The sequence below is a fragment of the Dactylosporangium sp. CA-233914 genome, assembly GCF_050942935.1.
In the GTDB taxonomy this organism is placed as follows: domain Bacteria; phylum Actinomycetota; class Actinomycetes; order Mycobacteriales; family Micromonosporaceae; genus Dactylosporangium.
This window is the reverse complement of sequence record NZ_CP192030.1, coordinates 1,347,148-1,369,544: the sequence shown is the minus strand read 5'-3', so window position 1 is coordinate 1,369,544 and position 22,397 is coordinate 1,347,148. Positions and strand designations below refer to the sequence as shown.

General features: G+C 73.1%; 18 protein-coding genes and 1 pseudogene. 5 read left to right on the top strand and 14 right to left on the bottom strand.

All coding sequences use genetic code 11. The annotated features are described in order from the left end of the window. Positions 1–54: 54 nt before the first annotated feature. The 7 genes and pseudogenes from ACQPY0_RS06300 to ACQPY0_RS06270 form a co-directional block, all read right to left on the bottom strand. Positions 55–1,224: a S8 family peptidase gene (locus ACQPY0_RS06300; RefSeq protein ID WP_432985844.1), complete on the bottom strand. Its 1,170-nt coding sequence runs from the start codon at positions 1,222–1,224 to the stop codon at positions 55–57. A gap of 46 nt (positions 1,225–1,270) precedes the next feature. Continuing rightward, entirely contained in the window at positions 1,271–2,260 is a 990-nt protein-coding gene (locus ACQPY0_RS06295; protein WP_432985842.1) for a hypothetical protein, read from the bottom strand. 83 nt (positions 2,261–2,343) lie between these two features. After that, positions 2,344–2,505, bottom strand: a complete 162-nt coding sequence (locus ACQPY0_RS06290; protein WP_432985840.1) for a hypothetical protein — start codon at positions 2,503–2,505, stop codon at positions 2,344–2,346. Positions 2,506–2,614: 109 nt separating this feature from the next. Further along, positions 2,615–5,827 (bottom strand): annotated as a pseudogene (locus tag ACQPY0_RS06285) (ATP-dependent helicase); the annotation flags it as partial. Then, the gene (locus tag ACQPY0_RS06280) at positions 5,827–8,928 is read right to left on the bottom strand and encodes an ATP-dependent helicase (RefSeq protein ID WP_432995038.1); all 3,102 of its coding nucleotides are present in this window, start codon (positions 8,926–8,928) and stop codon (positions 5,827–5,829) included. The gene ACQPY0_RS06280 and the pseudogene ACQPY0_RS06285, both read right to left, overlap by 1 nt. 110 nt (positions 8,929–9,038) lie before the next feature. Further along, entirely contained in the window at positions 9,039–9,605 is a 567-nt protein-coding gene (locus tag ACQPY0_RS06275; protein ID WP_432985838.1) for a TIGR00730 family Rossman fold protein, read from the bottom strand. Positions 9,606–9,607: 2 nt separating this feature from the next. Further along, complete coding sequence (locus ACQPY0_RS06270; protein WP_432985836.1) at positions 9,608–10,384, bottom strand: TIGR00730 family Rossman fold protein; 777 nt, start codon at positions 10,382–10,384, stop codon at positions 9,608–9,610. A gap of 69 nt (positions 10,385–10,453) precedes the next feature. On the opposite strand from ACQPY0_RS06270, the gene ACQPY0_RS06265 reads away from it, so the two are divergent. Continuing rightward, the gene (locus ACQPY0_RS06265; RefSeq protein ID WP_432985834.1) at positions 10,454–11,236 is read left to right on the top strand and encodes a DUF3152 domain-containing protein; all 783 of its coding nucleotides are present in this window, start codon (positions 10,454–10,456) and stop codon (positions 11,234–11,236) included. 127 nt (positions 11,237–11,363) lie between these two features. Then, a complete protein-coding gene (locus ACQPY0_RS06260) occupies positions 11,364–11,498 on the top strand; it encodes a hypothetical protein (protein ID WP_432985832.1) in 135 nt (44 codons plus the stop codon). A 1-nt stretch (position 11,499) separates the two neighbouring features. On the opposite strand, the gene dapE is transcribed toward ACQPY0_RS06260, so the two are convergent. Continuing rightward, a complete protein-coding gene (dapE, locus tag ACQPY0_RS06255; protein WP_432985830.1) occupies positions 11,500–12,567 on the bottom strand; it encodes a succinyl-diaminopimelate desuccinylase in 1,068 nt (355 codons plus the stop codon). 34 nt (positions 12,568–12,601) lie between these two features. On the opposite strand from dapE, the gene dapD reads away from it, so the two are divergent. After that, positions 12,602–13,621, top strand: coding sequence for a 2,3,4,5-tetrahydropyridine-2,6-dicarboxylate N-succinyltransferase (gene dapD, locus ACQPY0_RS06250; protein ID WP_432985828.1), 1,020 nt, complete (start codon positions 12,602–12,604; stop codon positions 13,619–13,621). Positions 13,622–14,266: 645 nt separating this feature from the next. Here the strand turns inward: dapD and dapC are convergent. Together dapC and fdxA are read right to left on the bottom strand one after the other, a co-directional pair. Further along, complete coding sequence (gene dapC / locus ACQPY0_RS06245; protein ID WP_432995036.1) at positions 14,267–15,379, bottom strand: succinyldiaminopimelate transaminase; 1,113 nt, start codon at positions 15,377–15,379, stop codon at positions 14,267–14,269. Further along, positions 15,376–15,702: a ferredoxin gene (gene fdxA / locus ACQPY0_RS06240; RefSeq protein ID WP_432985826.1), complete on the bottom strand. Its 327-nt coding sequence runs from the start codon at positions 15,700–15,702 to the stop codon at positions 15,376–15,378. Before fdxA ends, dapC begins: the two co-directional genes overlap by 4 nt. 108 nt (positions 15,703–15,810) lie before the next feature. Between fdxA and ACQPY0_RS06235 the strand changes: the two genes are divergently transcribed. Then, positions 15,811–16,770, top strand: a complete 960-nt coding sequence (locus ACQPY0_RS06235) for a GNAT family N-acetyltransferase (protein WP_432985824.1) — start codon at positions 15,811–15,813, stop codon at positions 16,768–16,770. 68 nt (positions 16,771–16,838) lie between these two features. On the opposite strand, the gene ACQPY0_RS06230 is transcribed toward ACQPY0_RS06235, so the two are convergent. The 3 genes from ACQPY0_RS06230 to mshB all read right to left on the bottom strand — a co-directional run bounded on the left by ACQPY0_RS06230 (position 16,839) and on the right by mshB (position 19,497). Next, positions 16,839–17,288, bottom strand: coding sequence for a hypothetical protein (locus tag ACQPY0_RS06230; RefSeq protein WP_432985822.1), 450 nt, complete (start codon positions 17,286–17,288; stop codon positions 16,839–16,841). Between the two features lie 290 nt (positions 17,289–17,578). Beyond that, positions 17,579–18,253, bottom strand: a complete 675-nt coding sequence (locus ACQPY0_RS06225) for a hypothetical protein (protein ID WP_432985820.1) — start codon at positions 18,251–18,253, stop codon at positions 17,579–17,581. Between the two features lie 278 nt (positions 18,254–18,531). Continuing rightward, a complete protein-coding gene (gene mshB / locus ACQPY0_RS06220; protein ID WP_432995034.1) occupies positions 18,532–19,497 on the bottom strand; it encodes an N-acetyl-1-D-myo-inositol-2-amino-2-deoxy-alpha-D-glucopyranoside deacetylase in 966 nt (321 codons plus the stop codon). 181 nt (positions 19,498–19,678) lie between these two features. Between mshB and ACQPY0_RS06215 the strand changes: the two genes are divergently transcribed. After that, entirely contained in the window at positions 19,679–21,787 is a 2,109-nt protein-coding gene (locus ACQPY0_RS06215) for a prolyl oligopeptidase family serine peptidase (protein WP_432985818.1), read from the top strand. On the opposite strand, the gene ACQPY0_RS06210 is transcribed toward ACQPY0_RS06215, so the two are convergent. Next, the gene (locus ACQPY0_RS06210; RefSeq protein ID WP_432985816.1) at positions 21,779–22,372 is read right to left on the bottom strand and encodes a hypothetical protein; all 594 of its coding nucleotides are present in this window, start codon (positions 22,370–22,372) and stop codon (positions 21,779–21,781) included. The genes ACQPY0_RS06215 and ACQPY0_RS06210 overlap by 9 nt on opposite strands. Between the last annotated feature and the right edge of the window lie 25 nt (positions 22,373–22,397).

The following is a 22,397-nucleotide window of genomic DNA, read 5'->3' as shown; positions in this document are numbered from 1 at the left end:
GGCAGGGTGAAGCGCTCGACAGGGTACTTGGAAGCCGGGATCCGCACAGCGGGGCTACGACTGGACACCCACCGAATCTACTTCGTTTCGCGCGGAAATCCGGATTCGGCGTTCGGCCAGGCCCGCGTAAGCGCCCACTCCGGCGATCACGGCGAGCAGCGGCAGGCCCAGAAGCCAGCCGTACGGCCCCCGGGAGCGCGGCACCGCGGGCGCGGCGACCGGCGTGGCGGACGGCGACACGCCGACGGACGCGGAGCCCGCCGGGGCGCTCGGGGTCGGGGCCGGCAGCCGGCGGGTGAGGGCCTGGACCAGGTCGAGGCGGCCGAGGCCGTTCTGCGGGTCCGGCCCGCGCTCGCCGGCGTCGACGGCGCTCAGCCGCAGCCGCCGGACGATCTCGTCCGGCTTCGCCTGCGGGTACGCCGAGCGCAGCAGCGCGACCGCGCCGCCGAGCACGCCCGGCGAGGCGCTGCCGTCGTCGATGCGGTACCGGTTGCCGTTGTTCGTGGTCATGACCTGCACGCCGGGGACGCCGAGGCCGAGCCGGCGCCCGCTGCTGGACGGCACGAGCACGTCCCCGGCCCGGCTGAGCGGGATCGCGGCGAGCACGCCGTCGTAGGCGGCCGGGTAGGGCTCGAACGCGCTCCCGGGCTGGTCGCCGTCGGCCGCGACCACCAGCGCGCCGGCATCCCGGGCGGCGCGGACGGCCTTGAGCAGCCGCTCGCTGCCGGCGACGGAGTAGCCGACCACGATGACGGCCGCGCGCTGGGCGACCGCCAGCTCGATGCCCGCGGCGATCTCGTCGGGGCTCGGCGCCTGGCCGGCGGGGGTGTCGATCACCACCGGCATGACCTTGGCGGCCGGGGCGATCCCGATCACCCCGTCGGCGCGGCCGGCGCCGTGCCCCTGTCCGGCGATCAGGCCGGCCAGGGCGGTGCCGTGGCCGTCGGGGTCGATCTCCGGCGCGGGCTCAGCGGGCTGGGTGACGTACACCGGATCGAGCACGGCCCCCGCGAGGTCCTGGTGCGCGCGGTCGACGCCGCGGTCGACCACGGCGACGGTGACGCCCTCGCCGCGGGTGTGCTGGTTCGCCTCGGTGACGTTGAGGTATCGCAGATGCCACTCATCGTCGCGGATGACGTCCGCGCGAGCGGGATCGGCCGGCAACAGAGCTGGCCCGATGGCCGCAACGAGTCCGAGGGCCACCGCGGCCAGCCGCTGCTTCATGCGCGCTAGCGTGCCGGATCGACGCAAGTGGCGCCAATTCGGCAGGTCAGACCGGGCGGATGCTCTCCGGGGCCTCGTCGGCGACGTAGTCCCACTGACGGTGCGTATCGGGGATCGACACGTAGAGGATCGCCGCCTCGGGCTTGCCGAGGTCGACGAGCGCGATCGAGACCAGTTCGCTCTTGGCCCGCAGCCCCGGCTGGTCGAAGTGCAGCCGGAACTTCAGCAGCCGGGCCGGGCGCCCGCCGAGCGTGAGGTCCTTGGCGCCGAGGTTCTCCAGCTGGTTGCCCTCGGGGTAGAAGCTCACCCGCACGTCCGCGGCGATCTGGTCGCCGACGCAGTGCAGGTCGAGCACCATGCCGTCGTTGACCGCGGCCGGCACGTGCCCGGACAGGATCGTGGCGTGGTAGTCCCTGCCGTTGCCGTCGTAGTTGGGCTCGGTGACGAAGTCCTGGCCGATGCGGTATGTGATCTTCAGCTCGCCCTGGTCACGCCAGTTCTCGGCGAGCGGGCGCCAGGGTGAGCCGTACTCCTTGTAGCTGATGCCGGACTCGGAGTCGCTGGTGCGCGGCCCGGGCGGGACCTCCTCGCCGCCCTGGTGCGGGTTGTCCGGCGGGATGCTCGGCGGCGGGCAGCGCCGCGCCAGCTCGGGCCGGGTGTCGCTGGGCGCGTCGGCGCGCCGGTTGAACAGGCCGCCGGGCGTGGTGGCGTTGTTGGTCATGACCGACACGAGGATCACGACCAGCCCGATCGCGACGATCGCGACGGCGCCGCCGCCGAGCCACTTCATGATCCGTGTGTTGCGCCGGACCGGGTCGTCGTCGTCGCCGCCGCGGCCGTACTCCGGCAGGTCCGGGGGTGGCACCACGGGCGGCGTGCCCGGGCGTCCGACGCGCCCGGACGCGTAGCCCGGCGCGACGCGCGCGGGACCGCCCGGACCGCCCCGCAAGGGCTCGGCCGGTGACACGTCGGCAGGCCGCGCCGGTTCGATCACGGTTTGCGTGTCCGGCGTGGCCCAGGGCGAAGGCTCGGTCATCTCACGCCCAGTGTCGCAGCCGCGTGCGACAACGACCAGCACGCCCCGCTGCGGACCGGCTGGGGATCATCTGGGAATCAGCCTCACGGCGCGGCCTGCGACGGCGGGCTGAGTTGTGTGACCTGCGGATATCGGTGGCTGTCGGCGGCCGCGACCGGCCCGATCACGATGAGCGCGACCGTCACCACCCCGGCGGTCGCCACGCCCACCACCAGGGCCACCTCTCGAACGTGTGGTGCCTGCATCTTGAGCACTCCCCCTCGCATGCCCTCTTGGACAGCTTTCAGGAGGAGCCGGTTCCGCCGACAGCCAGCTGTCAGAACCTTGCCAGATGTTTGAGGCTATCTTGGCAATTCATTGAGACACGGCCGTGATCAGCGCCAAGAGCCCGTCGGCGTCGAGCAGATCCGTGGGGCGGACCGTCTCGCCGCTGCGGACGTAGAAGAACGCGGCACCGACCGCCGGAAGCGGTACACCTCGAAGCTCCGCCCACGCCAGCCGATAGGCGGCGAGCTGGACCGCGGCGGCCGTCGCGTCGGCCCCGCCGGGGCGCCCGCCGGTCTTCCAGTCGACCACGTCGTAGCGGCCGTCACCGTATTGATACACCGCGTCCATCCGCCCCCGCACCACAACGCCGGCGATCACCGACGCGAACGGGACCTCGACGTCCAGCGGCACCCGGTCGGCCCACTCGCTGGCCAGGAACCGCTCCTGCAGCTCGTGCAGGGCCTCGTCGGGCGCGGCGTCCTCGTCGGCGGCGCCGGGCAGCTCGTCGAGGTCGAGCAGGCGCTCGGCCCGGAAGCGCTGCTCCAGCCAGTGGTGGAAGGCGGTGCCCCGGCGGGCGTACGGGTCCGGGCGGGCCGGCAGCGGCCGGCGCAGCGAGCGGGCCAGCCGCTGCGGGTCCCGGCGCAGCGCAACCAGCTGCGACACCGACAGGTGCCCGGGCAGGACGACCTCGACGGCTGGCCCGCTCCCCGCAGCTGTCAGCGGCGCGAGCCGGGCCCGCTCGGCCAGCAGCAGTTCGCTCTCCCCCGCCCACCGTTGCACGAGCGGGTCGGCGGGGGCGGGCTCCTCATCGGGGTCGGCGGCCCTGACCAGCGCGGCGGCCGCCTCCAGCAGGGGCCGCCGGTGGCCGAGCGGGTCGGCGGGCCAGCTGGCGCTGGGCACGTCGGTGGCGGTCGGGTTCTGCGCGTCGGCCTCGGGCTTGGGCGCCCACGCGTCGACGACCCCGGCCCCGGCCAGGCAGCGCTCGCGGATCTCGTCGAGGAACACCGACGGGCCGCGGGCCCGCTTGACGCCCTCGCCCCACCAGTAGCCGCTGGCCAGCAGCAGCCGGCGGGGGCGGGTGACGGCGACGTACGCCAGCCGCCGCTCCTCGCGGATGTCGTGCTCGCGCCAGTCCCGGTTGAACGTCTCCAGCGCCGTGACCACGCCCTTGACGTCGGCGACGCCGCCGAGATCGAGCTTCGGCAGGCCCTCGTGGTCGCCGCGCAGCGGGAACGGCAGCACGCCGAGGCCGCGCAGCCAGTGGTCGCCCGCGTTGCTCGCGCCCGGGAACACGTCCGTGCACAGCCCGGCGACGACGACGACGTCCCACTCCAGGCCCTTGGCCGCGTGCGCGGTGAGGATCTGCACGGCCCCCTCGACCACCTCGACCTCGCCCGGGGCCAGGCCGCGCTCCTCGTTCTCGGCCGCGGCCAGGAACGCCAGGAACGCGCTCAGCGTGGCGCCCTCCGACTCGGCGGCGAACCGGGCGGCGATGTTGCCGAACGCGTCGAGATGGCCGCGGGCCAGGCCCGCGTCGCCGGGGCGGGCGGCGACCTCGACGTCGAGGCCGGTGACCCGCTCCAGGTCGGCGACGAGGTCGGGCAGCGGCTGGTCGAGGCGGCGGCGCAGGGAGCGCAGCTCGGCACCGAGGCGTTCGAAGCGGCGATAACCCTCGGCGGAGTACAGCTCGGGCTCGCCGAGGTCGTCGAGGGCCTCCACGAGTACCGCCTCGTCCAGCCGGTCGGCGAGTTCCGGCTCGGCGTCGGCGTCGCCGTGGCGGCGGGCGGCGGCGAGCGCGCGGGCGCGCCGGTAGAGGGCGACGAGGTCGCGCGGGCCGATCCGCCACCGCGGGCCGGTCAGGATGCGCAGCAGCGCCGCGCCCTCGGCGGGGTCGGCGAGGACCCGCATGGTGCTGACGACGTCGCGGACCTCGGGCGTGTCCAGCAGCCCGCCGAGGCCCACGACCTCGACCGGCAGGCCCCGGGAGCGCAGCGCGTTCTCCAGCGCCGGGATCTGCGCGCGGGTGCGGACCAGGACCGCGGTCGACGGGCGGTCCTCGACCGGGATGTCGTACGGGAACGTGTCCGGGTCGACCTTCGCGGCGAGCCGCCACGAGGCGAGCACCCGGTCGGCGACCCAGGCGGCCTCCTCGGTGTACGTGTCCAGCAACGCACAGTGCACGGTCGCCGTCGAGGCCGGCTCGGCGAGCACGTCGGCCGGGGCCAGCTCCCGCACCCGGGCGCCGTAGGAGCGCAGCGGGGCGGACAGGGTGTTGGCCACGTCGAGGATCTCGGGCCGGTTGCGCCAGCTGGTGGTCAGCTCCATCAGCGCTGCTGGAGCCTGATCCTGGAAAGGAAACTCGGTCGGGAAGCGCTCCAGGGTGCCGGCCGAGGCGCCGCGCCAGCCGTAGATTGACTGGCAGGGGTCGCCGACCGCGGTGACCGGGTGGCCGCCGCCGAAGAGCGCGCGCAGCAGGACCACCTGGGCGTGGGACGTGTCCTGGTACTCGTCGAGCAGCACGACCCGGAAGCGGTCGCGCTCGACCTGCCCGACCTCGGGGTGGGCGGCCGCGACCCGGGCCGCGCGGGAGAGCTGGTCGCCGAAGTCCATCGCCTCCAGGAGGGCCTTCTTCTCGCTGTACTGCCGGACGAGCGGCAGCAGCTGCAGGCGCGCCTGCTGCCGGGCCAGCACATCGCGCACCGGCTTGGCCATCTTGCCGGTCTTCGCCCCGACCTCGGCGAAGAACCGCCCGGTCCAGGCGGCCACGTCGGCCGGCTCGCGCAGGTGCTCGGCCAGGTCCCCAGCCAGGTGCAGCACCGCGTCGACGACGGTCGAGGGCGCCGAGGAGACCGAGGTCATGTCGCCGACGTAGGCTCGCACCACCGCGTCGGCGAGCTGCCAGCACGCGGCCTCGGTGAGCAGCCGGGTCGAGGGCTCGTAGCCGGCCCGCACGCCGTGCTCGCGCACGACCCGGGCGGCGTAGGAGTGGTACGTGGCGACCGTGGGCTCGCCGGCGATGAGGTCGTCGCGGCCGAGGCGCCGCACGAGCTGGCCGAGGCGCTGGCGGATGCGGTGGGACAGCTCGCCGGCGGCCTTGCGGGTGAAGGTCAGGCCGAGGATCTGCTCGGGGCGCGCGTGGCCGTTGGCAACGAGCCACACGACCCGCGCCGCCATCGTCTCGGTCTTGCCCGAGCCGGCGCCGGCCACGACGAGCAGCGGCCCGACCGGCGCCGCGATCACCTTGGCCTGCTGTGCCGTCGGCGCGGGCAGCCTGAGCAGTTTGGCGAGCTCCAGCGGGGTCATGTGACGTGACGGCCCTTACCCGACACCGGGCACGAGGTCTTCACGGGGCAGACGCGACACTTGTTGTTGACCACGGCGCTGAACGTCGAGGCGGCCATCGTCTTGGCGGTGCGCCGCACCAGCGCCTGGGCCCAGTTCGGGTCGTCGGCCTCGCCGAGCGGCGGCTGGACCTGCTCGCGGGCGCTGTTGGTGTCGCCGCCGAGCTGCACCAGCGCCGCCCCGCCGGCCACGGACGACTCCTCGAACGCGCCGAGCTCGATCGCGGCCTGGTAGGCGGCCAGCTGCGGATGCTCGGCCAGGTTGGCATTGGCCGGGATCGACTTGCCCGTCTTGAGGTCGATCACCACCAGCCGGCCCTGCTCGTCGAGCTCCAGCCGGTCGACCCGCCCCTTGATCTCCACCGGCGCCTCGGGGTCGGCCAGCTCGACCAGGAAGTCCTGCTCGATCGCGACGAGCCGGCGGGGGTTGCCGGCGAGCCAGCCGATGAGCTTGTCGAGCATGGTCTCGGCCCGGTCCCGCTCCCGCCCGGCGAGCCAGCGCGCCGAGAGTTCGATGGCGTCGAAGCGGTCGGCGACGTACGCCACCAGCTGCGCCCGGTCCGCGCTCGCGTCGGCGGCCAGCATCGCCGCGGCGTGTACGAGGTTGCCGATGGACTGCTCCGGCGACGGGGTCAGCGCCCCGCCGTGCCGCTCCAGCAGCCACCGCAGGCTGCACCGCTCGACGCTCTCCACCGTCGAGGGCGTCACCTGCACCGGCTCCCCCGGGTCGACCAGCGGCCGGTCGTCCGACAGCACCGGCAGGCCCCACCAGGTGTCCGGGTCCGCGCCCGGCACCCCCTGCGCGGCCAGCCGGGCCAGCAGCCCGGCGGCCGCGGCCCGGCGGTCCTCGGGCGCGTCGGGGTCGACCAGCGCGACCCGCAGCTCGGCCACGAGCGTCGGCAGCGTCAGCGGGCGGGGCGCCTCGAACGCGGGCTGCTCCTCGTCGATGGACAGCTCGGTCAGGAACCGGCTCGGCTGCTCCTCGCCGTCGCCGGAGGCGACCGCGGTGACCAGCACCTGCTCCCGGGCCCGGCTCACGGCCACGTAGAACAGCCGCCGCTCCTCGTCCAGCAGCGCCGAGAGCCGCCCGACGGTCTCCATCGTGCGCCCGGCGAGCACCTCGACGAGCAGCTCGGAGCCGAGCACGCTGCCGCGCAGGCGCAGGTCGGGCCAGACGCCCTCCTGCACCCCGGCCACGGCGACGACGTCCCACTCCAGCCCCTTGGCCGCGTGCGCGGTGAGGATGCGTACGGCGTCCCCGCGGTCGGCCGACGGTGCCAGGTTGTCGGCCGGCAGGTCCTGTCCCTCGACGTGGTCGAGGAAGACGTCGGTGCCGGCGCCGGGCAGCCGGTCGGTGAACCGCGCCGCCGCGTCGAACAGCGACACGACCGCGTCGAGGTCCCGGTCGGCGGCCGCCCCGCGGTGCCCGCCGCGCGCGCTCAGTGCCGACCACCGCTCGGCCAGGCCGCTGGCGTTCCAGACGGCCCACAGCACCTCCTCGGCCGTGGCGCCGGGCCGCGCGGCCGCGTCCCGGGCCTGCCGCAGCAGGCCCGCCACCGCCTGGGCCGGCGCCGCCCACCGCCGCTCGACCATCGCGAGCTCCGCCGGGTCGCGCAGCGCGGCCAGCAGCAGCCGCCCCGACGGCCGCCGGTCCCCCGCGGCCAGGGCGAGCGCCCGCAGCCCCTGCCGCAGCCGCCGCTCCGCGAGCGGGTCGGCCCCGCCGAGCGGCGAGTGCAGCAGCGCGACCGCCGCGTCCTCGTCGAGCCGCGCGTCGTCGAGCGCGCAGCGAAGGAGCAACAGCAGCGGCGCGATGGCCGGCTGCAGGTGCAGCGGCAGGTCCTCGGCCTCGGTCGTCGTCGGTACTGCGGCCGAGTGCAGCGCCCGCTGCAGCGGTGCGAGCTGCCGCGCGGTCGAGCGCACCACGACCGCCATCCGCGACCAGGGAATGCCGCGCAGCAGGTGCGCCTCGCGCAGCCGGTGCGCGATGAACGCGGCCTCCGAGGTCTCCGACGCGAACGTGCGGGTCTCCACGCTGCCGCCGGGCCGCCGCGGCTCCACCGCCCGGTGCCGCGACGGCCCCCGCAGCCGGGCCGCGACCCGCCCGATCGGCGCGAGCAGCCCCTCCCCCAGTCGCCGCGAGTGCGGCAGCGTCACCCGTACCGCCCCGGGAAACCGCAGCTCGAAGTCGGCGACGATGGACGGATCCGCGCCGCGGAAGGCGAACGTGGAGGAGTCCGGGTCCGCGAGCGCCACGAGGTGCTTGCCGTTGCCCGCGATCAGTTCCAGCAGCTCGGTCTGGGCCGGGTCGGTGTCGGGCAGCTCGTCGACGTAGACGTACTGCAGCCGCCGCCGCTCGGTTGCCAGCTGCTCCTCGTCGCCGGCCAGTATCCCCGCCGCGGCCCGCACCAGCTCCGCGTAGTCGTAGGCGACCGAGCCCCGGCCGGCGGCGTCGCGCAGGGCCAGCACCTGCTGGTACTCCCGGAAGAACTCCGCCGCGGCCGCCCAGTCGTCCCGGCGGTGGATGCGGGCCAGCTCGCGCAGCCCGTGCGGGCCAACGCCGCGCTCGACGGCCCGCAGCAGCAGGTCGCGCAGCTCGGTCGCGAAGGCCCTGGTGTTCAGCGCGCCCCGCAGCGACTCCGGCCAGGGGGCGGCCGACTCGGCCAGCAGCTCGCGGATGACCAGGTCCTGCTCGGGGCCGGTCAGCAGCCGCGGCGAGGGCTCGCCGCGCTCGACGGCGGCCCGTCGCAGCAGGCCGAACGCGTAGCCGTGAAACGTGCGGACCATCGGCTCGGCGGTGGTGCGCAGGCCGCTGGAGCGCCCCAGCCGCGCCTCGATGCGGTCGCGGAGCCGGACCGCGCCCCGCCGGCCGAAGGTCAGGACCAGGATGCCCTCGGGGTCGCCGCCCTCGGCCACGCGGGCGGCGACCGACTCGACCAGGGCGCTGGTCTTGCCGGTTCCCGGGCCGCCGATGACGAGCAGCGGGCCCCTGGTGTGCTCGATGACGAGGCGCTGCCAAGGGTCGGCGAAGACCGGGACGGCCTTGACCGGGGGCCGGCGCACGAGCCGGTAGGCACGGCGCCGGCCCGCGGGGGAAGCTGTCGCGGTCACCGGCCAATGCAACCACGCTGCGGCGCGATTCCCCGCATCGCCGTTCCAGCGAGTTCCCCGGATCAGGCCCGATCGGCCGCGGCCCCCAGCAGCGACGCCTCGACCAGATCCAGGGACTCGCCGACATCGCCGGAGATCAGTAGCATCGCCATCGCCGAAGCGCGCACGAACTCCTGCCGGGCCAGCCCGCGCAGCCACTCCAGCAGCCCGCCGTAGAAGCCGTCCACGTCGAACAGCAGCAGCGGCTTGCGGTGCAGGTCGAGCGTGGCCGTGGTCCAGACCTCGAACAGCTCGTCCAGCGTCCCCAGCCCGCCGGGCAGCGTGATGAACGCGTCCGCGCGCTCGATCATCAGCGTCTTGCGCGACGCCAAGCCGTCGGTGACGACCAGCTCGTCGGACTTGGTGTCGGCGACCTCCCGGTCGACCAGGTTCTGCGGGATCACGCCGTACGTGCGGGCGCCGCCCTCCCGCGCACCGTCCACCAACGCGCCCATCATGCCGACGCAGCCGCCGCCGGAGACCAGTTCGTGGCCGCGGCGGCCGATCTCGACGCCCAGGTCGTGGGCCAGGTCCAGCCAGCGCTGCTCCAGCCGCTGCGAGGAGGCGCAGAAGACACCGATGCTTGCCATGCTCAGCTACCCCCGCCCTGCTTGTCCTCTTCCAGCTGCTCGGCGGCCTCCCTGATGTGCTGCACCGCGGCGTCGACGTCGTCGGTGAGGTACATCAGATCGAGATCCTCCAGGCCGATCTTGCCGTCCGGCTGCATGGTCCCCTTGATCCAGTCGATGAGGCCCTGCCAGTACGCCGTGCCCATGAGGATCACCGGAAAGCGCGTGACCTTGCGGGTCTGGACCAGCGTCACGGCCTCGAACAGCTCGTCCAGCGTGCCGAAGCCGCCCGGCAGCACGACGAAGGCCTGCGCGTATTTGACGAACATCGTCTTGCGCGCGAAGAAGTAGCGAAAGTCGATGCCGATGTCGACCCAGTCGTTGAGCCCCTGCTCGAACGGCAGCTCGATGCCCAGCCCGATGGAGAGCCCGCCGGCCTCGGCAACGCCCTTGTTCGCGGCCTCCATCACGCCCGGCCCGCCGCCGGTGATGACCGCGTAGCCGGCGCGCGCCAGCGCCCCGCCGAGATCCTCGCCCATGCGCCACTCCGGGCTGCCGGGCTTGCTGCGGGCCGAGCCGAACACGCTCACGGCGGGCGGCAGGTCGGCGAGCGTGTCGAAGCCCTCGACGAACTCGCTGAGAATGCGCAGCGCCCGCCACGCGTCCTTCGTCTTCCACTCGTGGCGCAGGTGGGAGTCGAGCAGTCGCTGGTCGGCGGTGCTCGGCGGGATGGCGTCGCGTCGCAGGGTCACCATGCCGCGATGCCGCTCCTGCGGCCGGCTGCGCTTGGGCTCGCTCATGCCTGCCACGGTAGGCGATCACCGACAACGGGGCCCACGAGGTGGTGCGTCTCGTGATGCAATACGGCCATGAACCGAGGAGCGTGGCTGATATTGACGGCCGCGGTCGCTATTCTGGCCGGTTCCGCCCTCATTTGGTACACGCTGAGCGCCTCCTCCCCCACCGGCGCGTTCGTTGCCCCCGCGCCCCCACCGGCGACGACGTCGTCCTCCCCGGCACCGTCGCCGTCGTTCTCGCCGGCGCCCCCGCCGTCACCGACGCCCTCGACCGCGCCGACGGTGCCCGCCCAGGGCAACGGGAAGTTCGACTTCGCCGGGACGGGCGGCGAACGCGTCGGCAACGCCGGGCACCTCGTGCACTACGTGGTCGCGACCGAGCAGGGTTCGGGAGTCGGCCCGGAGGTCTTCGCCGCGGCAGTACAGCAGACGCTCGGCGACCCCCGCAGCTGGATCGCCGGCGGGAAGTTCTCCTTCCAGCGGGTCCCGGCCGGCAGCGCCTCCGAGCTCACCGTGCACCTGGCCACGCCGTCGACCACCGACACGATGTGCGCCCGGCGCGGCGTGCGGACGCGGGGCGAGGTCTCCTGCCGCGGCGGCCGGGACGTCATCATCAACCTGAAGCGCTGGCTGCTCGGCGTCGCGTGGTATCCGAGCGTCGCCGAGTATCGCAACATGGTCGTCAACCACGAGGTGGGCCACTTCCTGGGCAACGGCCACGCGATCTGCCCGCGCAAGGGCGCCCCGGCCCCGGTCATGGCGCGCCAGTCGTTCGGCCTGGAGGGCTGTGTCGCCAACGCGTGGCCCTATCCGGACGGCAAGACATTCGTCACAGGTCCACCCGCCCCGCGATGATCGGCCATTCTCCGGTAGGAAAACGGGTGCGGATCTCCGGTAGGAAAACGGGTGCGGAGAGCAACGTTTCGCCCTGCCGTCGCGTCATACCCGATATACCGGTGACGGGGGTGGGGGTGTGACCGGCATGACACGGACGGAGCAGGACCGCCGCAGGCGGCAGATGAACCGACGCATCCGCGAGGTCCTCGCGGTGCGCCGGATGATGCGATCGCTCGACTCGGTCCTCGAGGAGCCGCCGACCGAGCCGAGCCAGGCCTGAATTAGAACTCGCCGCGCAGCCAGCGGCGCATGACGTCGGCGCCCTCGGCGATCTTGTCGATCTCGACGTGCTCGTCCTGCTTGTGGGCGAGGTTCGGGTCGCCGGGGCCGAAGTTCAGCCCGGGGATGCCCAGCACCGCGAAGCGGGCGACGTCGGTCCAGCCGAGCTTGGCCCGCGGTGGGCGGCCGATCGCGGCGAGCAGCTCGCGGGCGGCCGGGGCATCGAGGCCGGGCAGCGCGCCCGGGGCCGAGTCGACGAACTCGAGGTCGAAGCCGTGGAAGACCTCGCGCACGTGTGCCTCGGCGGCCGCCTCGTCCCGGTCCGGCGCGAAGCGGAAGTTGACCTCGACGACACACTCGTCGGGGATCACGTTGCCGGCCACGCCGCCGGAGATCCGGACCGCGTTCAGCCCCTCGTGGAACTCGCATCCGTCGATGACGACCGTTCGGTCGCGGTACTGCTGAAGGCGCTCCAGCACCGGCGCGGCCTTGTGGATCGCGTTCTCGCCCAGCCAGGAGCGCGCCGAGTGCGCCCGCTTGCCGGTGGTGCGCACCAGCACCCGCTGGGTGCCCTGGCAGCCGCCCTCGATCAGCCCGTGCGTCGGCTCCAGGAGCACGGCGAAGGACGCGTCGGTCAGCAGGTGCGGGCTGCGGTCCGCGAGGATCTTGAGCCCGTTGCGCGCGGAGTCGACCTCCTCGCACTCGTAGAACACGTACGTCACGTCGTGGCGCGGCTCCGGCTCGGTCACCGCCAGGTGCAGGGCGATCGCGGTGCCGGACTTCATGTCGGACGTGCCGCAGCCCCACATCAGGTTACCCTCGGTGCGGGACGGGAAGTTGTCGTGCAGCGGCACGGTGTCCAGGTGGCCGGCGAGCACCACGCGCTGCGGCCGGTCGAGCTCGGTGCGCGCGACGATCGTGTGCCCGAAGCGCTCGACCTTGAGCGGGGTGACGGTGAGCGCCTCCTCGACGCGGTCGGCGATCTCGGCCTCGTTGCCGGAGACCGACTCGATGTCGACGAGCGCCCGGGTCAGGGCGACGGGATCGGCGAGCACATCACGGGTGAGCATGGGTTCGACATTAGATGGGGTAGCGTTCGGTCACGTGACGACCGCCTACATCGACTCCCCCGCGTGGGGGCTGGGCCTGGCCACCGTGACGTCCTCGGGCCAGGTGCTGGACGCCTGGTTCCCGGCCGGCAACCTGGGCCTCGGCCGCGCTCCGTTCGCCTCCGACAGTTCTGACGCGGCCGCGACGTCGGCCGTCGCCGCCGCGGCCGGCGCCCTCTCCGGCGTCGCCACGGACTTCTCGGACGTCTCGGATCTTCCGGACTCCTCGGCGGGGCGGCTCGGGCTGCGCAGCGAGGTCATTCGCGTCGAGATCCAGTCGCTCGGGGACGCGCCGATGGGCACGGCCGAGGTATACCTGCGGCTGCACCTGCTCTCCCACCGCCTCGTCCAGCCGCACCAGGCCAACCTCGACGGCCAGTTCGGCCTGCTCGCCAACGTCGCCTGGACGTCGGCCGGCCCGTGCCTGCCCGAGCAGGTCGACGAGCTGCGCGCGCTGGAGCGCCGCGCCGGGCGCCGGCTCAACGTGTTCGGCGTCGACAAGTTCCCGCGGATGGTCGACTACGTCACACCCCCGGGCGTGCGCATCGCCGACGCCGACCGCGTCCGGCTCGGCGCCCACCTCGCCCCCGGCACGACCGTCATGCACGAGGGGTTCGTCAACTTCAACGCCGGCACGCTCGGCAACTCCATGGTCGAGGGGCGCATCTCGGCCGGCGTCGTGGTCGGCGACGGCACCGACGTGGGCGGCGGCGCCTCGATCATGGGCACGCTCTCGGGCGGCGGCAAGGAGACCATCCGCCTCGGCGAGCGCTGCCTGCTGGGCGCGAACGCGGGCATCGGCATCTCGCTCGGCGACGACTGCGTGGTCGAGGCCGGCTGCTACATCACGGCGGGCTCGAAGCTGACCCTCCCGGACGGCCGGGTCGTCAAGGCGCGCGAGCTGTCGGGCCTGAGCAACCTGCTCTTCATCCGCAACTCGGTGACCGGCCGCCTGGAGGCCCGCGAACGCCAGGGCCGAGGCATCGAACTCAACGCCGCCCTGCACGCGAACTGAGCCGTCGCCCAGGCTCCTGGACACAAAGCGCAACGGGCCCCGGCCACTGAGGCCGGGGCCCGTTCTTCGCCACGCCCTTGCCTCAGACCTCGCAGCAAGGCACAAAGCACACCGAACCCCACCGCCCCCTCGCCGCCGAGGCATCGCACGCCAAGAGTGCTCATCACACCCCTTGTACGCGACAGACCCCCAGAATCTGACCCTCATTTCATGCCAAAGTGGTCACCGCGCCCCGCGCATGAACAGAGCCCTCGGTATCGAGGGCACGAAGCGCGCCAGGGCCCTCGCCGCCACCGAGCCCTTTCGCACCGAAGAGCGCTCACCACACCCTCCACGCCTGCCTCGGATCCGGATATAAAGGCACAAAGCACACCCGATCCTCGCCGCCGAGGCCCGCTCCACTTCCGCGCCACGCTCCAGCGAGAAGTACGAACCCGAAATATCGGATATTTGCTCTGATCTGGCCAAATCCGCCGGATGGCGAGCCGGCGGCAGGTGGTGCCGTTCGCAGCGCGCCGTGGCTGGCGGCGCCGCAATCAGGGCACGGCGGCTCGGGTGCCGCAGGCCCGTGCGGCGCCACCCGTCCGTGTGGCGGCATGCGGCCGCCCGTCCGTGTCGCGGCATGCGGCGCCGCGGCCGCGCCCGTCAGAGGCGGGCGACCGCCGCGGCCACGCGCTCGTCGGTGGCCGTCAGCGCCACTCGGACGTGCCGCTCGCCCTTCGGACCGTAGAACGCGCCCGGCGCGGCGAGGATCCCGCGCTCGGCCAACCAGTCGACGGTCGCCCAGCTGTCATCGCCGCGGGTGAGCCAGAGGTACAGGCCGGCCTCGGAGTGCTCGACCGTGAAACCGGCGCGTTCGAAGGCCTCGCGCAGGACCGTGCGACGGCGCTGATAGCGGGAACGCTGCTCGTCCACGTGCGCCTCGTCACCGAGCGCCGCGACCATGGCGGCCTGCACGGGCGCCGGAACGATCATGCCGGCGTGCTTGCGGGCCGCGAGCACCTCGTCGACGAGGGCGGCGTCGCCGGCGACGAAGCCCGCGCGATAGCCGGCCAGGTTGGAGCGCTTGGACAGCGAGTGTACGGCCAGCACGTTGTCGAACACCCCGTCGCACACCGACAGGATCGACACCGGCGCCGCCTCCCACGGCAGTGGCAGGTAGCACTCGTCGCTGACCACGATCGCGCCGCGCTCGCGCGCCCACTCGACGACCTTGCGCAGGTGCGCCTCGGGCAGGACCCGCCCCGTCGGGTTGGACGGCGAGTTGACCCACACCATGGCGACACGCTCGGGCCCGAGTGCCGTGAGCGCGTCGGCGCGCACCACGCGGGCCCCGGCGAGCTGGACGCCGACCTCGTACGTCGGGTAGCACACCTGCGGAATCACCACAGTGTCACCCGGCCCGAGGCCGAGGAGCGTCGGCAGCCAGGCGACCAGCTCCTTGGAGCCGATCGTGGGCAGCACCCCGAACGCGTCGGAGCCGGGGCCGCACCACCGCGTCACCCAGGCCCGGATCGCCTCGCGCAGGCGCGGAGTGCCGGCGGTCAGCGGATATCCGGGTGCGTCGGACGCGTCGGCCAGCGCGGCGCGGATGATCGCGGGCACGGGGTCGACGGGCGTGCCGATCGATAGGTCGACCAGCCCGTCCGGGTGGCGGGCCGCCGCGGCCTTGGCCGGCTCCAGACGGTCCCACGGAAAGTCCGGCAGCCCCGCCGCGAGCGCGCGGCGGGCCCCCGCGGCGGAGACGGTGCCGGTCAGTGTTCGCGCTCCTGCGGCGGGAGGCCGGCGACGAACGGCGCGTCCTTCTCGACCTTGCCGACCTTCGACGCACCGCCGGGCGAGCCCAGCTCGTCGAAGAACGTGTAGTTGGCGCCGACGAAGTCCTTCCACTTCTCCGGAACGTCGTCCTCGTAGAAGATCGCCTCGACCGGGCACACCGGCTCGCAGGCGCCGCAGTCCACGCACTCATCCGGGTGGATGTAGAGCATGCGGTTGCCCTCGTAGATGCAGTCGACAGGGCACTCCTCGATGCAGGCCTTGTCGAGCAGGTCCACGCAAGGTTCGGCGATGATGTATGTCACGGGTCGCCCTCTTTCGCGCCAGAGGCTGCCAGCCTGGGGCTGGCAAACCCCGCCGCATCCCTACCGCGGCGGTACGAGCCTAGTATCCAGGTTCACGGGAGGTCGATCGTGCTCGGGCCACAACATGTGGGACAGCGCGTCGTCGTGCGCCGATTCGTCGGGATGCGGGACGAACGACCGGTGTTTTCTGACATTCTGGGCCATTTGCTCGAAGCGACCGAGACGCATCTCACAATCCGTGCACGCACGGGCGCGGTCCGCGTTCCAGTTGCTGAGATCGCCCTCGCCAAAACAGTACCCCCGCGCCGCCGCCTCACCCCCACAGAATCACTCGAGGCCGCCGCTGCCCTGGGCTGGCCCGCCAAGGAGCAGGCACACCTCGGCGACTGGCTGCTGCGCGCCACGGACGGCTGGACGCAGCGCGCCAACTCCGCGCTGGCGATCGGCTCCCCCGACCTCGACCTGCCTGACGCGATCGACTTCGTCCAGCACTGGTACCACGAGCGAGCCCTCGTCCCCGCGATGTCCGTACCGATCCCCCTGTTCCAGCGGCTGGACGACGAGCTGGACCGCCGCGGCTGGACGGCGATGCCGCTCGCCCAGGTGATGACCGCCCCGATAGAGCCCCTCGCCACCGAGCTCCCCGAGCCGCCGCCCGGCCGGATCGAGCTGGCGAACGAGCCGTCCGATGCCTGGCTCACGGCGATGTCCGGCCGCAAGGGCCCGCTGCCCAGCTCGGCCCGCCACGTGCTCACGGACGTTCCCCACGTTCGGTTCGCCGCGTGGTACGACGAAGAGGGCACTCTGCAGGCCACCGCCCGCGGCTGCGTGGCCGACCCGGAGTCTCGCTGGCTGGGCCTGACCCTGATCGGCGTGAACGAGCACTTCCGCCGCCGCGGCCTGGCCCAGCGCCTGATCGCCGCCCTGGCCGCCTGGTCGCTCGAGCTGGGCGCGAGGGACGCATACCTGCAGGTGGAGCAGCGCAACACGGCGGCAACGACGCTGTACGCCCGCCTGGGCTTCACCGTGCACCACGTCTACTCGTGTCGCCGCCTGCTGACCACCTAGGGCCCCGCCACCGTGCGGGCGCGGTTCCACACACCTGACACAGCCCGGCCGGCGACCGGACCGTCGCGCTAGCGGCGCACGACCTTACGCGGCTTGGTCCCGGTGCGCTCGACGTATCGCTTCCACGATTGCGAGCGATAATCCAGTCCGGTGGTCATCAGCAGGAGCAGCCCGATCACGGCGCCGATCGCGGAGAGCCCCACGAAGTAGAAGAACTGCCGGAAAACCAGCCCGGCCCCGTTGCTGAACGGCCCGACCCCGGACACGAACGGCCCGATGAGCACGGCCAGCAGGCACGCGACCACGACCGCGAGCCCCAGTTCGCCGACGACGCGAATCATGGGATGCTTCCGCCCGTACCAGAACGCGACGGGAATCATCACCGCCCCGACCGCGAACAGCGCCCAGAGCCCGATGGTGACCTGCTTGTCGTCGTTGTCCCCGGCCCCGAACCGCACCACGAGCCGCGCAACGACGTTGACGAGAAAGAGGCCCCCCGCGACGAGCCCGACAGGCATCCACCGCTCTTTCATAGCCAGCCTCCAGCACGCTAGTTCCCCGACCGCCGAACGGTAATCACCCCCGACGCGGGAACGTGTTTACCCGTCTACACTGCGTGCGCGCAAGACCCACCGCCTCAGAGTTCGCTGAACCCCCCACATTGCCGCCCTCAAATCCCCCGCGAATCCGCCTCCACTCCGCCGGAAATCGACCACCAGCCCCGCGCCGAATGCCAGCACCCCGCCGGCCACCCACCGCGAGCCAGAACCGACGCGAGCCGACGCCGTGACGTGCGCGCCCAGCCCGGCTAGGAGCCGGCCGGGGTCGAGGCGGACGTGGATTTGTCGGCGGCGCGGGTTGGGGCTATGCCGGCGCGCAGGGTCGACTTGTAGATGCCGATCGCGAACGCCACCGAGCCGGCGATCAGCGTCAGCAGGCCGACCCAGTTGTCCTGGGAGATGATCAGGTCGCCCTCGGAGGTCTTGTCCGCAGCCATGATCCAGATGACGCACCAAACCGCGGCCGGGAGGAGCGGGGCCAGGCGGCTGCGGGTGGTCGTGTAGGCGAACCAGGCCAGGAGCGGGTTGGTCACCAGGGCCATGACCAGGGAGACCGGGACACGGACGCCGCCCACCCGCAGCGGAGAGTAGAGCGCCTCGATCAGGGCCAAGGCCGCGCCGAGGAGCGTTGCGACGAACAGGCCGAGGATCGTGATCCAGACGTCGAGGGATTTTTCCTGCTCGGGTGAGAGCTTGAACCGGGCTCGTGGCGGCTGCGTGGCGGACGTCTCGCCCTCTGGCCACAGGACGTCGGGGGTCGGCGGGGCGGCCGGAGAATGCTCGGCCGAGTCGGACGCCCCCGCCGGGCCGACCGACGAAGATGCGGAGCCGACCGACGGAGACGCAAAGCCGGTCGGCGAGGACGCGGCGCCGGGCCGCGAAGACGCCGAGTCGGGTTGCGAAGTCGCGGAGCCGGACGGCAAGGACGGTGAGGTCGGGGCCGAAGACTCCGCGCGGCCGGATGCGTCGAACTCGGCATGGCCAGGAAGGCCCGGCAAGCCGGCGCCGGTCGAAGGCGCGCCGGGAGGGGACGCGCCGGGTGATGGCGCGTTGCCCGCGGGTGGTGGCGACCCAGCCGACGGCGAAGGGGCCAGCGATGAAGGGGCCGGCGGCGAGGCGGCCGGCGGGGCTGGGCGGGGAGCGGGGCCGGAGCCCGAGGCGCGGCCTGGGCCGGGGCGTGGGCCGCCCTTGCGCTTGGTGCTCATGAGGGCTCCGCATCCAGGGACGAGGGGGCCAGCGACGCGGTGTCGAGTGCGGAGCCGTCCAGGGCCGGGTCGTCGAGGGCCGCAGCGCCCAGGGCGGTCGCCTCCAGGACCGCGGGCGGGACCTTGCGGGGCTCGGGTGGGCGCGGGGCGTCGACGTCGAGGCCGGCGAAGAGGTCCTCCTCCCAGCCGTGCGGGCCCACGCCGGGGCCCTTCGCGCCGCGGGCGAGCTGGTAATACTCGACGCCCATGAACTCGGCGCCGAAGTTGCCGGCGATGGAGAAGAGCCAGGAGTTCTGCGGGATCTGCGTGGCGTGGGCCCGCAGCGCCGCGGTCTTCTCCTCGGCGAACTCGTGAGCGTCGACGCGGGCGGCGATGTCGGCGTCGGCGGTGCCGAAGGGCAGGTCTTCCGGGTGCTCGATCTCGGCGAACGGGTTGTCGGAGGAGCCGCGGAACTCGCGCATGCCGGCCTCGAGGACACTGCGCGGGACGGCGGTCCAGTAGACCTTCGCCGGGGCGATGCCCTCGGACTCGGCGAGCTCGACCGCGCGCATCAGGACCCGGTGGGCCTGGATGTGGTCGGGGTGGCCGTAGAAGCCGTTGGCGTCGTAGGTGACGGCGACCTGCGGGCGGGTCTCGCGGATCACCTCGAGCAGCTGACCGGCGGCGACGTCGAGGTCAGCGCCCCAGAACGCGTGCGGGTGCTTGTTGGCGGGCGTGTCCATCATGCCGGAGTCCCGGTAGCGTCCGGCGCCACCGAGAAAGCGGTGGTCGCTCACGCCAAGGTGGCGGCAGGCCGCGTCGAGTTCGGCGATGCGATAGCCGCCGAGCTGGTCGCCCTCGGCGGCGGCGATCCCGGCCAGCGCGGGCACGTGGATCTCGCCTTCCTCACCGAGCGTGCAGGTGACGAGGGTGACGTGCGCGCCGTCGGCCGCGTAGCGGGCCATGGTGGCACCGGTCCCCATCGACTCGTCGTCGGGGTGTGCATGGACGAACAGGATGCTCCGAGCACTCACGGGGGCAACTCTACGGCGTACCACCGACAGTTCCCCCAACCGCCACGGCAAGCGTGAGCACCCGCCTACCCGGAGTGACGCTCCGGCCCAATCACATGACAATCCGGCGGTCAGGAGTCAACATTCCGGGGTGGACTATCCGGAGTTGGCCGCACGAACCCGTCGTTTCTCCTACGGCGCGCCCCGCGCCGTCACGGTGAGCCAGGACGGGGCTCGAGTGATCTTCCTGCGCTCCTCGGGGCCCGAGGACCCCAGTGACGCGCTGTGGGTCTTCGACGTCGCCGCGCGCACCGAGCGCTGCCTGGCCGACCCGGCGACCCTCCTGCGCGACCAGCCCGACATGCCGCCGGCCGAGCGGGCATTACGCGAGCGGCTGCGGCTGTCCGCGGGCGGCATCGGCTCGTTCGCGCTGGACGGGGCCGGTGTGCTGGCAGTCTTCCCGCTCGGCGGCCGGCTGTTCCGGGCCGACCTGCTCACCGGCGACGTCACCGAGCTCGACACGGCGGGCCCGGTCGTCGACCCGCGCCTGGACCCGACCGGCCGCCGGATCGCGTATGTCACCGGCGGCGCCCTGCGGGTCATCGACGCCGACGGCACCGACAGCGTCCTGGCCGGCGAGGACGGCGTGACCTGGGGCCTGGCCGAGTTCATCGGGGCCGAGGAGTTCCACCGCTTCCGGGGATACTGGTGGTCGCCCGACGGCCGCAGCATCCTCACGGCCCGGGTGGACGAGTCGCGGGTGCCGCGCTGGCACCTGCACGACCCGTCGCTGCCCGAGCAGCCGCCGACCACGGTCGCGTATCCGCATGCCGGCGCCACCAACGCCAAGGTCACCCTGCACGTGCTCGACCTCGACGGCGGCTGGGTCGACGTGCACTGGGACCGGGAGACGTATCCGTATCTCGTCACTGCGACCTGGTCCGAGCAGGGCGGCCCGCTGCTGGCGGTCCTGCGCCGGCTGCAGCAGCACGGGCTGGTGATCGCCATCGACCCACGCACCGGCGAGACGCAGGTGCACGCCGAGCTCGCCGACCCGCGCTGGGTCGAGCCGGTGCCGGGCACCCCGGCGCACCTGGCCGACGGGCGGGTGCTCGTGGGGGGCGAGTTGGCGCACGACGGATACGACGCCCGCTGCCTCTTCGCGGACGGCAGCCTGATCACCCCGCCGAATCTGTACGTCCGCCGCGTGGCCGGCCGCCTCGAGGGCGACCTGATCGTGGAGGCGAGCGAGGGAGAGCCGAGCGAGCAGCACGTGTACCACGTTCCGGTGACCCAGTCGAGCCCGCGGGCGACGCGGCTGACCACGGAGCCGGGCTGGCACCAGGCGCAGGCCGCCGGGCGGACGATCGTCATCGGATCGCAGACGCTGGAGCGAGGCGGCTGGGAGTACCGGATCATGCACAACGGCGAGACGGTCGGAGCGATCCCGTCGCTCGCGGCGCAACCGCCCTATGCGCCGCGACCCGCTCTTGAGCGGGTCACCGACCGGCGCGTCCCGGCCGGCGTGCTCTATCCGCGCAGCCACGTGGCCGGGCGACGGCTGCCGGTGCTGGTGGCGATCTACGGCGGCCCCGGCCACCAGGAGGTCGTCGCCTCGCGGACGCGCTGGCAGGAGAAGCAGTGGTGGGCCGACCAGGGCTTCGCCGTCGTCTCCATCGACAACCGTGGCACGCCCGGAGTCGCGCCGAGCTTCGACAAGGCCATCCATCGCCGCTTCTCCGACGTGATCCTGGCCGACCAGTCCGACGCGCTGGAGGCCCTGGCCGGCAAGCACCCCGACCTCGACCTGGGCCGCGTGGCGATCCGCGGCTGGTCGTTCGGCGGCTGGCTGTCGGCACTCGCGGTGCTGCGCCGCCCGGACGTCTACCACTGCGCGGTCGTGGGCGCGCCGGTCACGGACTGGAGCCTCTACGACACCGCTTACACCGAGCGGTATCTCGGGCTGCCCGCCGACGCCTCCGATGTGTACGCGCACAACTCGCTCATCGAGCTCGCCGCCGAGCCGCCGGTGCGCCCGGATGACGCCCGCCCGATGCTGCTCGTACACGGCCTGGTCGACGACAACGTGGTCGCCGCGCACACCCTGCGGCTGTCGGCGGCCCTGCTCGCCGCGGGCCGGCCGCACTCGATGATTCCGCTGACCGGCGCCACGCACATGGCCGCGGGCGGGCTGGCCGAGAAGCTGCTGCGCATCGAGCTCGACTTCATCCGCCGATCGCTGCCGGCCGCGTCAGGATGACGCCAGGCTGATCACCACGTCGCCCCCGAGGCGCCCGCCCTCGGGAGTACGCCGCACCGCGCCCGAGTGCAGCAGCGTGGTGATGACCTTCTGCGCGTCCGCGGCGCGATACACGGTGTCGGTGAGCGCGAACTGCTTCAACTCGGTGACGGTCAGCTCGCGGGCCTCGCCGAGCCGCTGCAGGATCTCGCGCCGCAGCGCGCCCGGGTTGGGCTCCAGCGAGATGTCCATGAGATGGCCCTCGGGGTCCCGCGGGTCGCGGTAACGCACTCCGGCGTACTCGTCGAGCGCCCACAGCTCGCTCTTGAACGCCTCCAGGCTCTTGGCCGACCGCGTGCCGAACCCGACGAGCAGCTCCTCGCCGCCGTCGACGAGCTCGACTCCCGCCGTCAGGTCCAGCCCCGCCCCGTGCAGCTCGTCGCGCTGTCGCGGCCAGGCGCCGGCGGGGGCGGTGAGGAGTACGACTGACGCTTTGAAGCTTTTCTCAACGGTTTCGTCGACGAACGCGAGCAGCGGTCCACTCGCCGCCCCGGCCGCTTTCAAAACGACCCCGACATTGCCACCGGGCACGACGTGAACCGCCATTTCCGCGGGCGTACTGAATTCACGC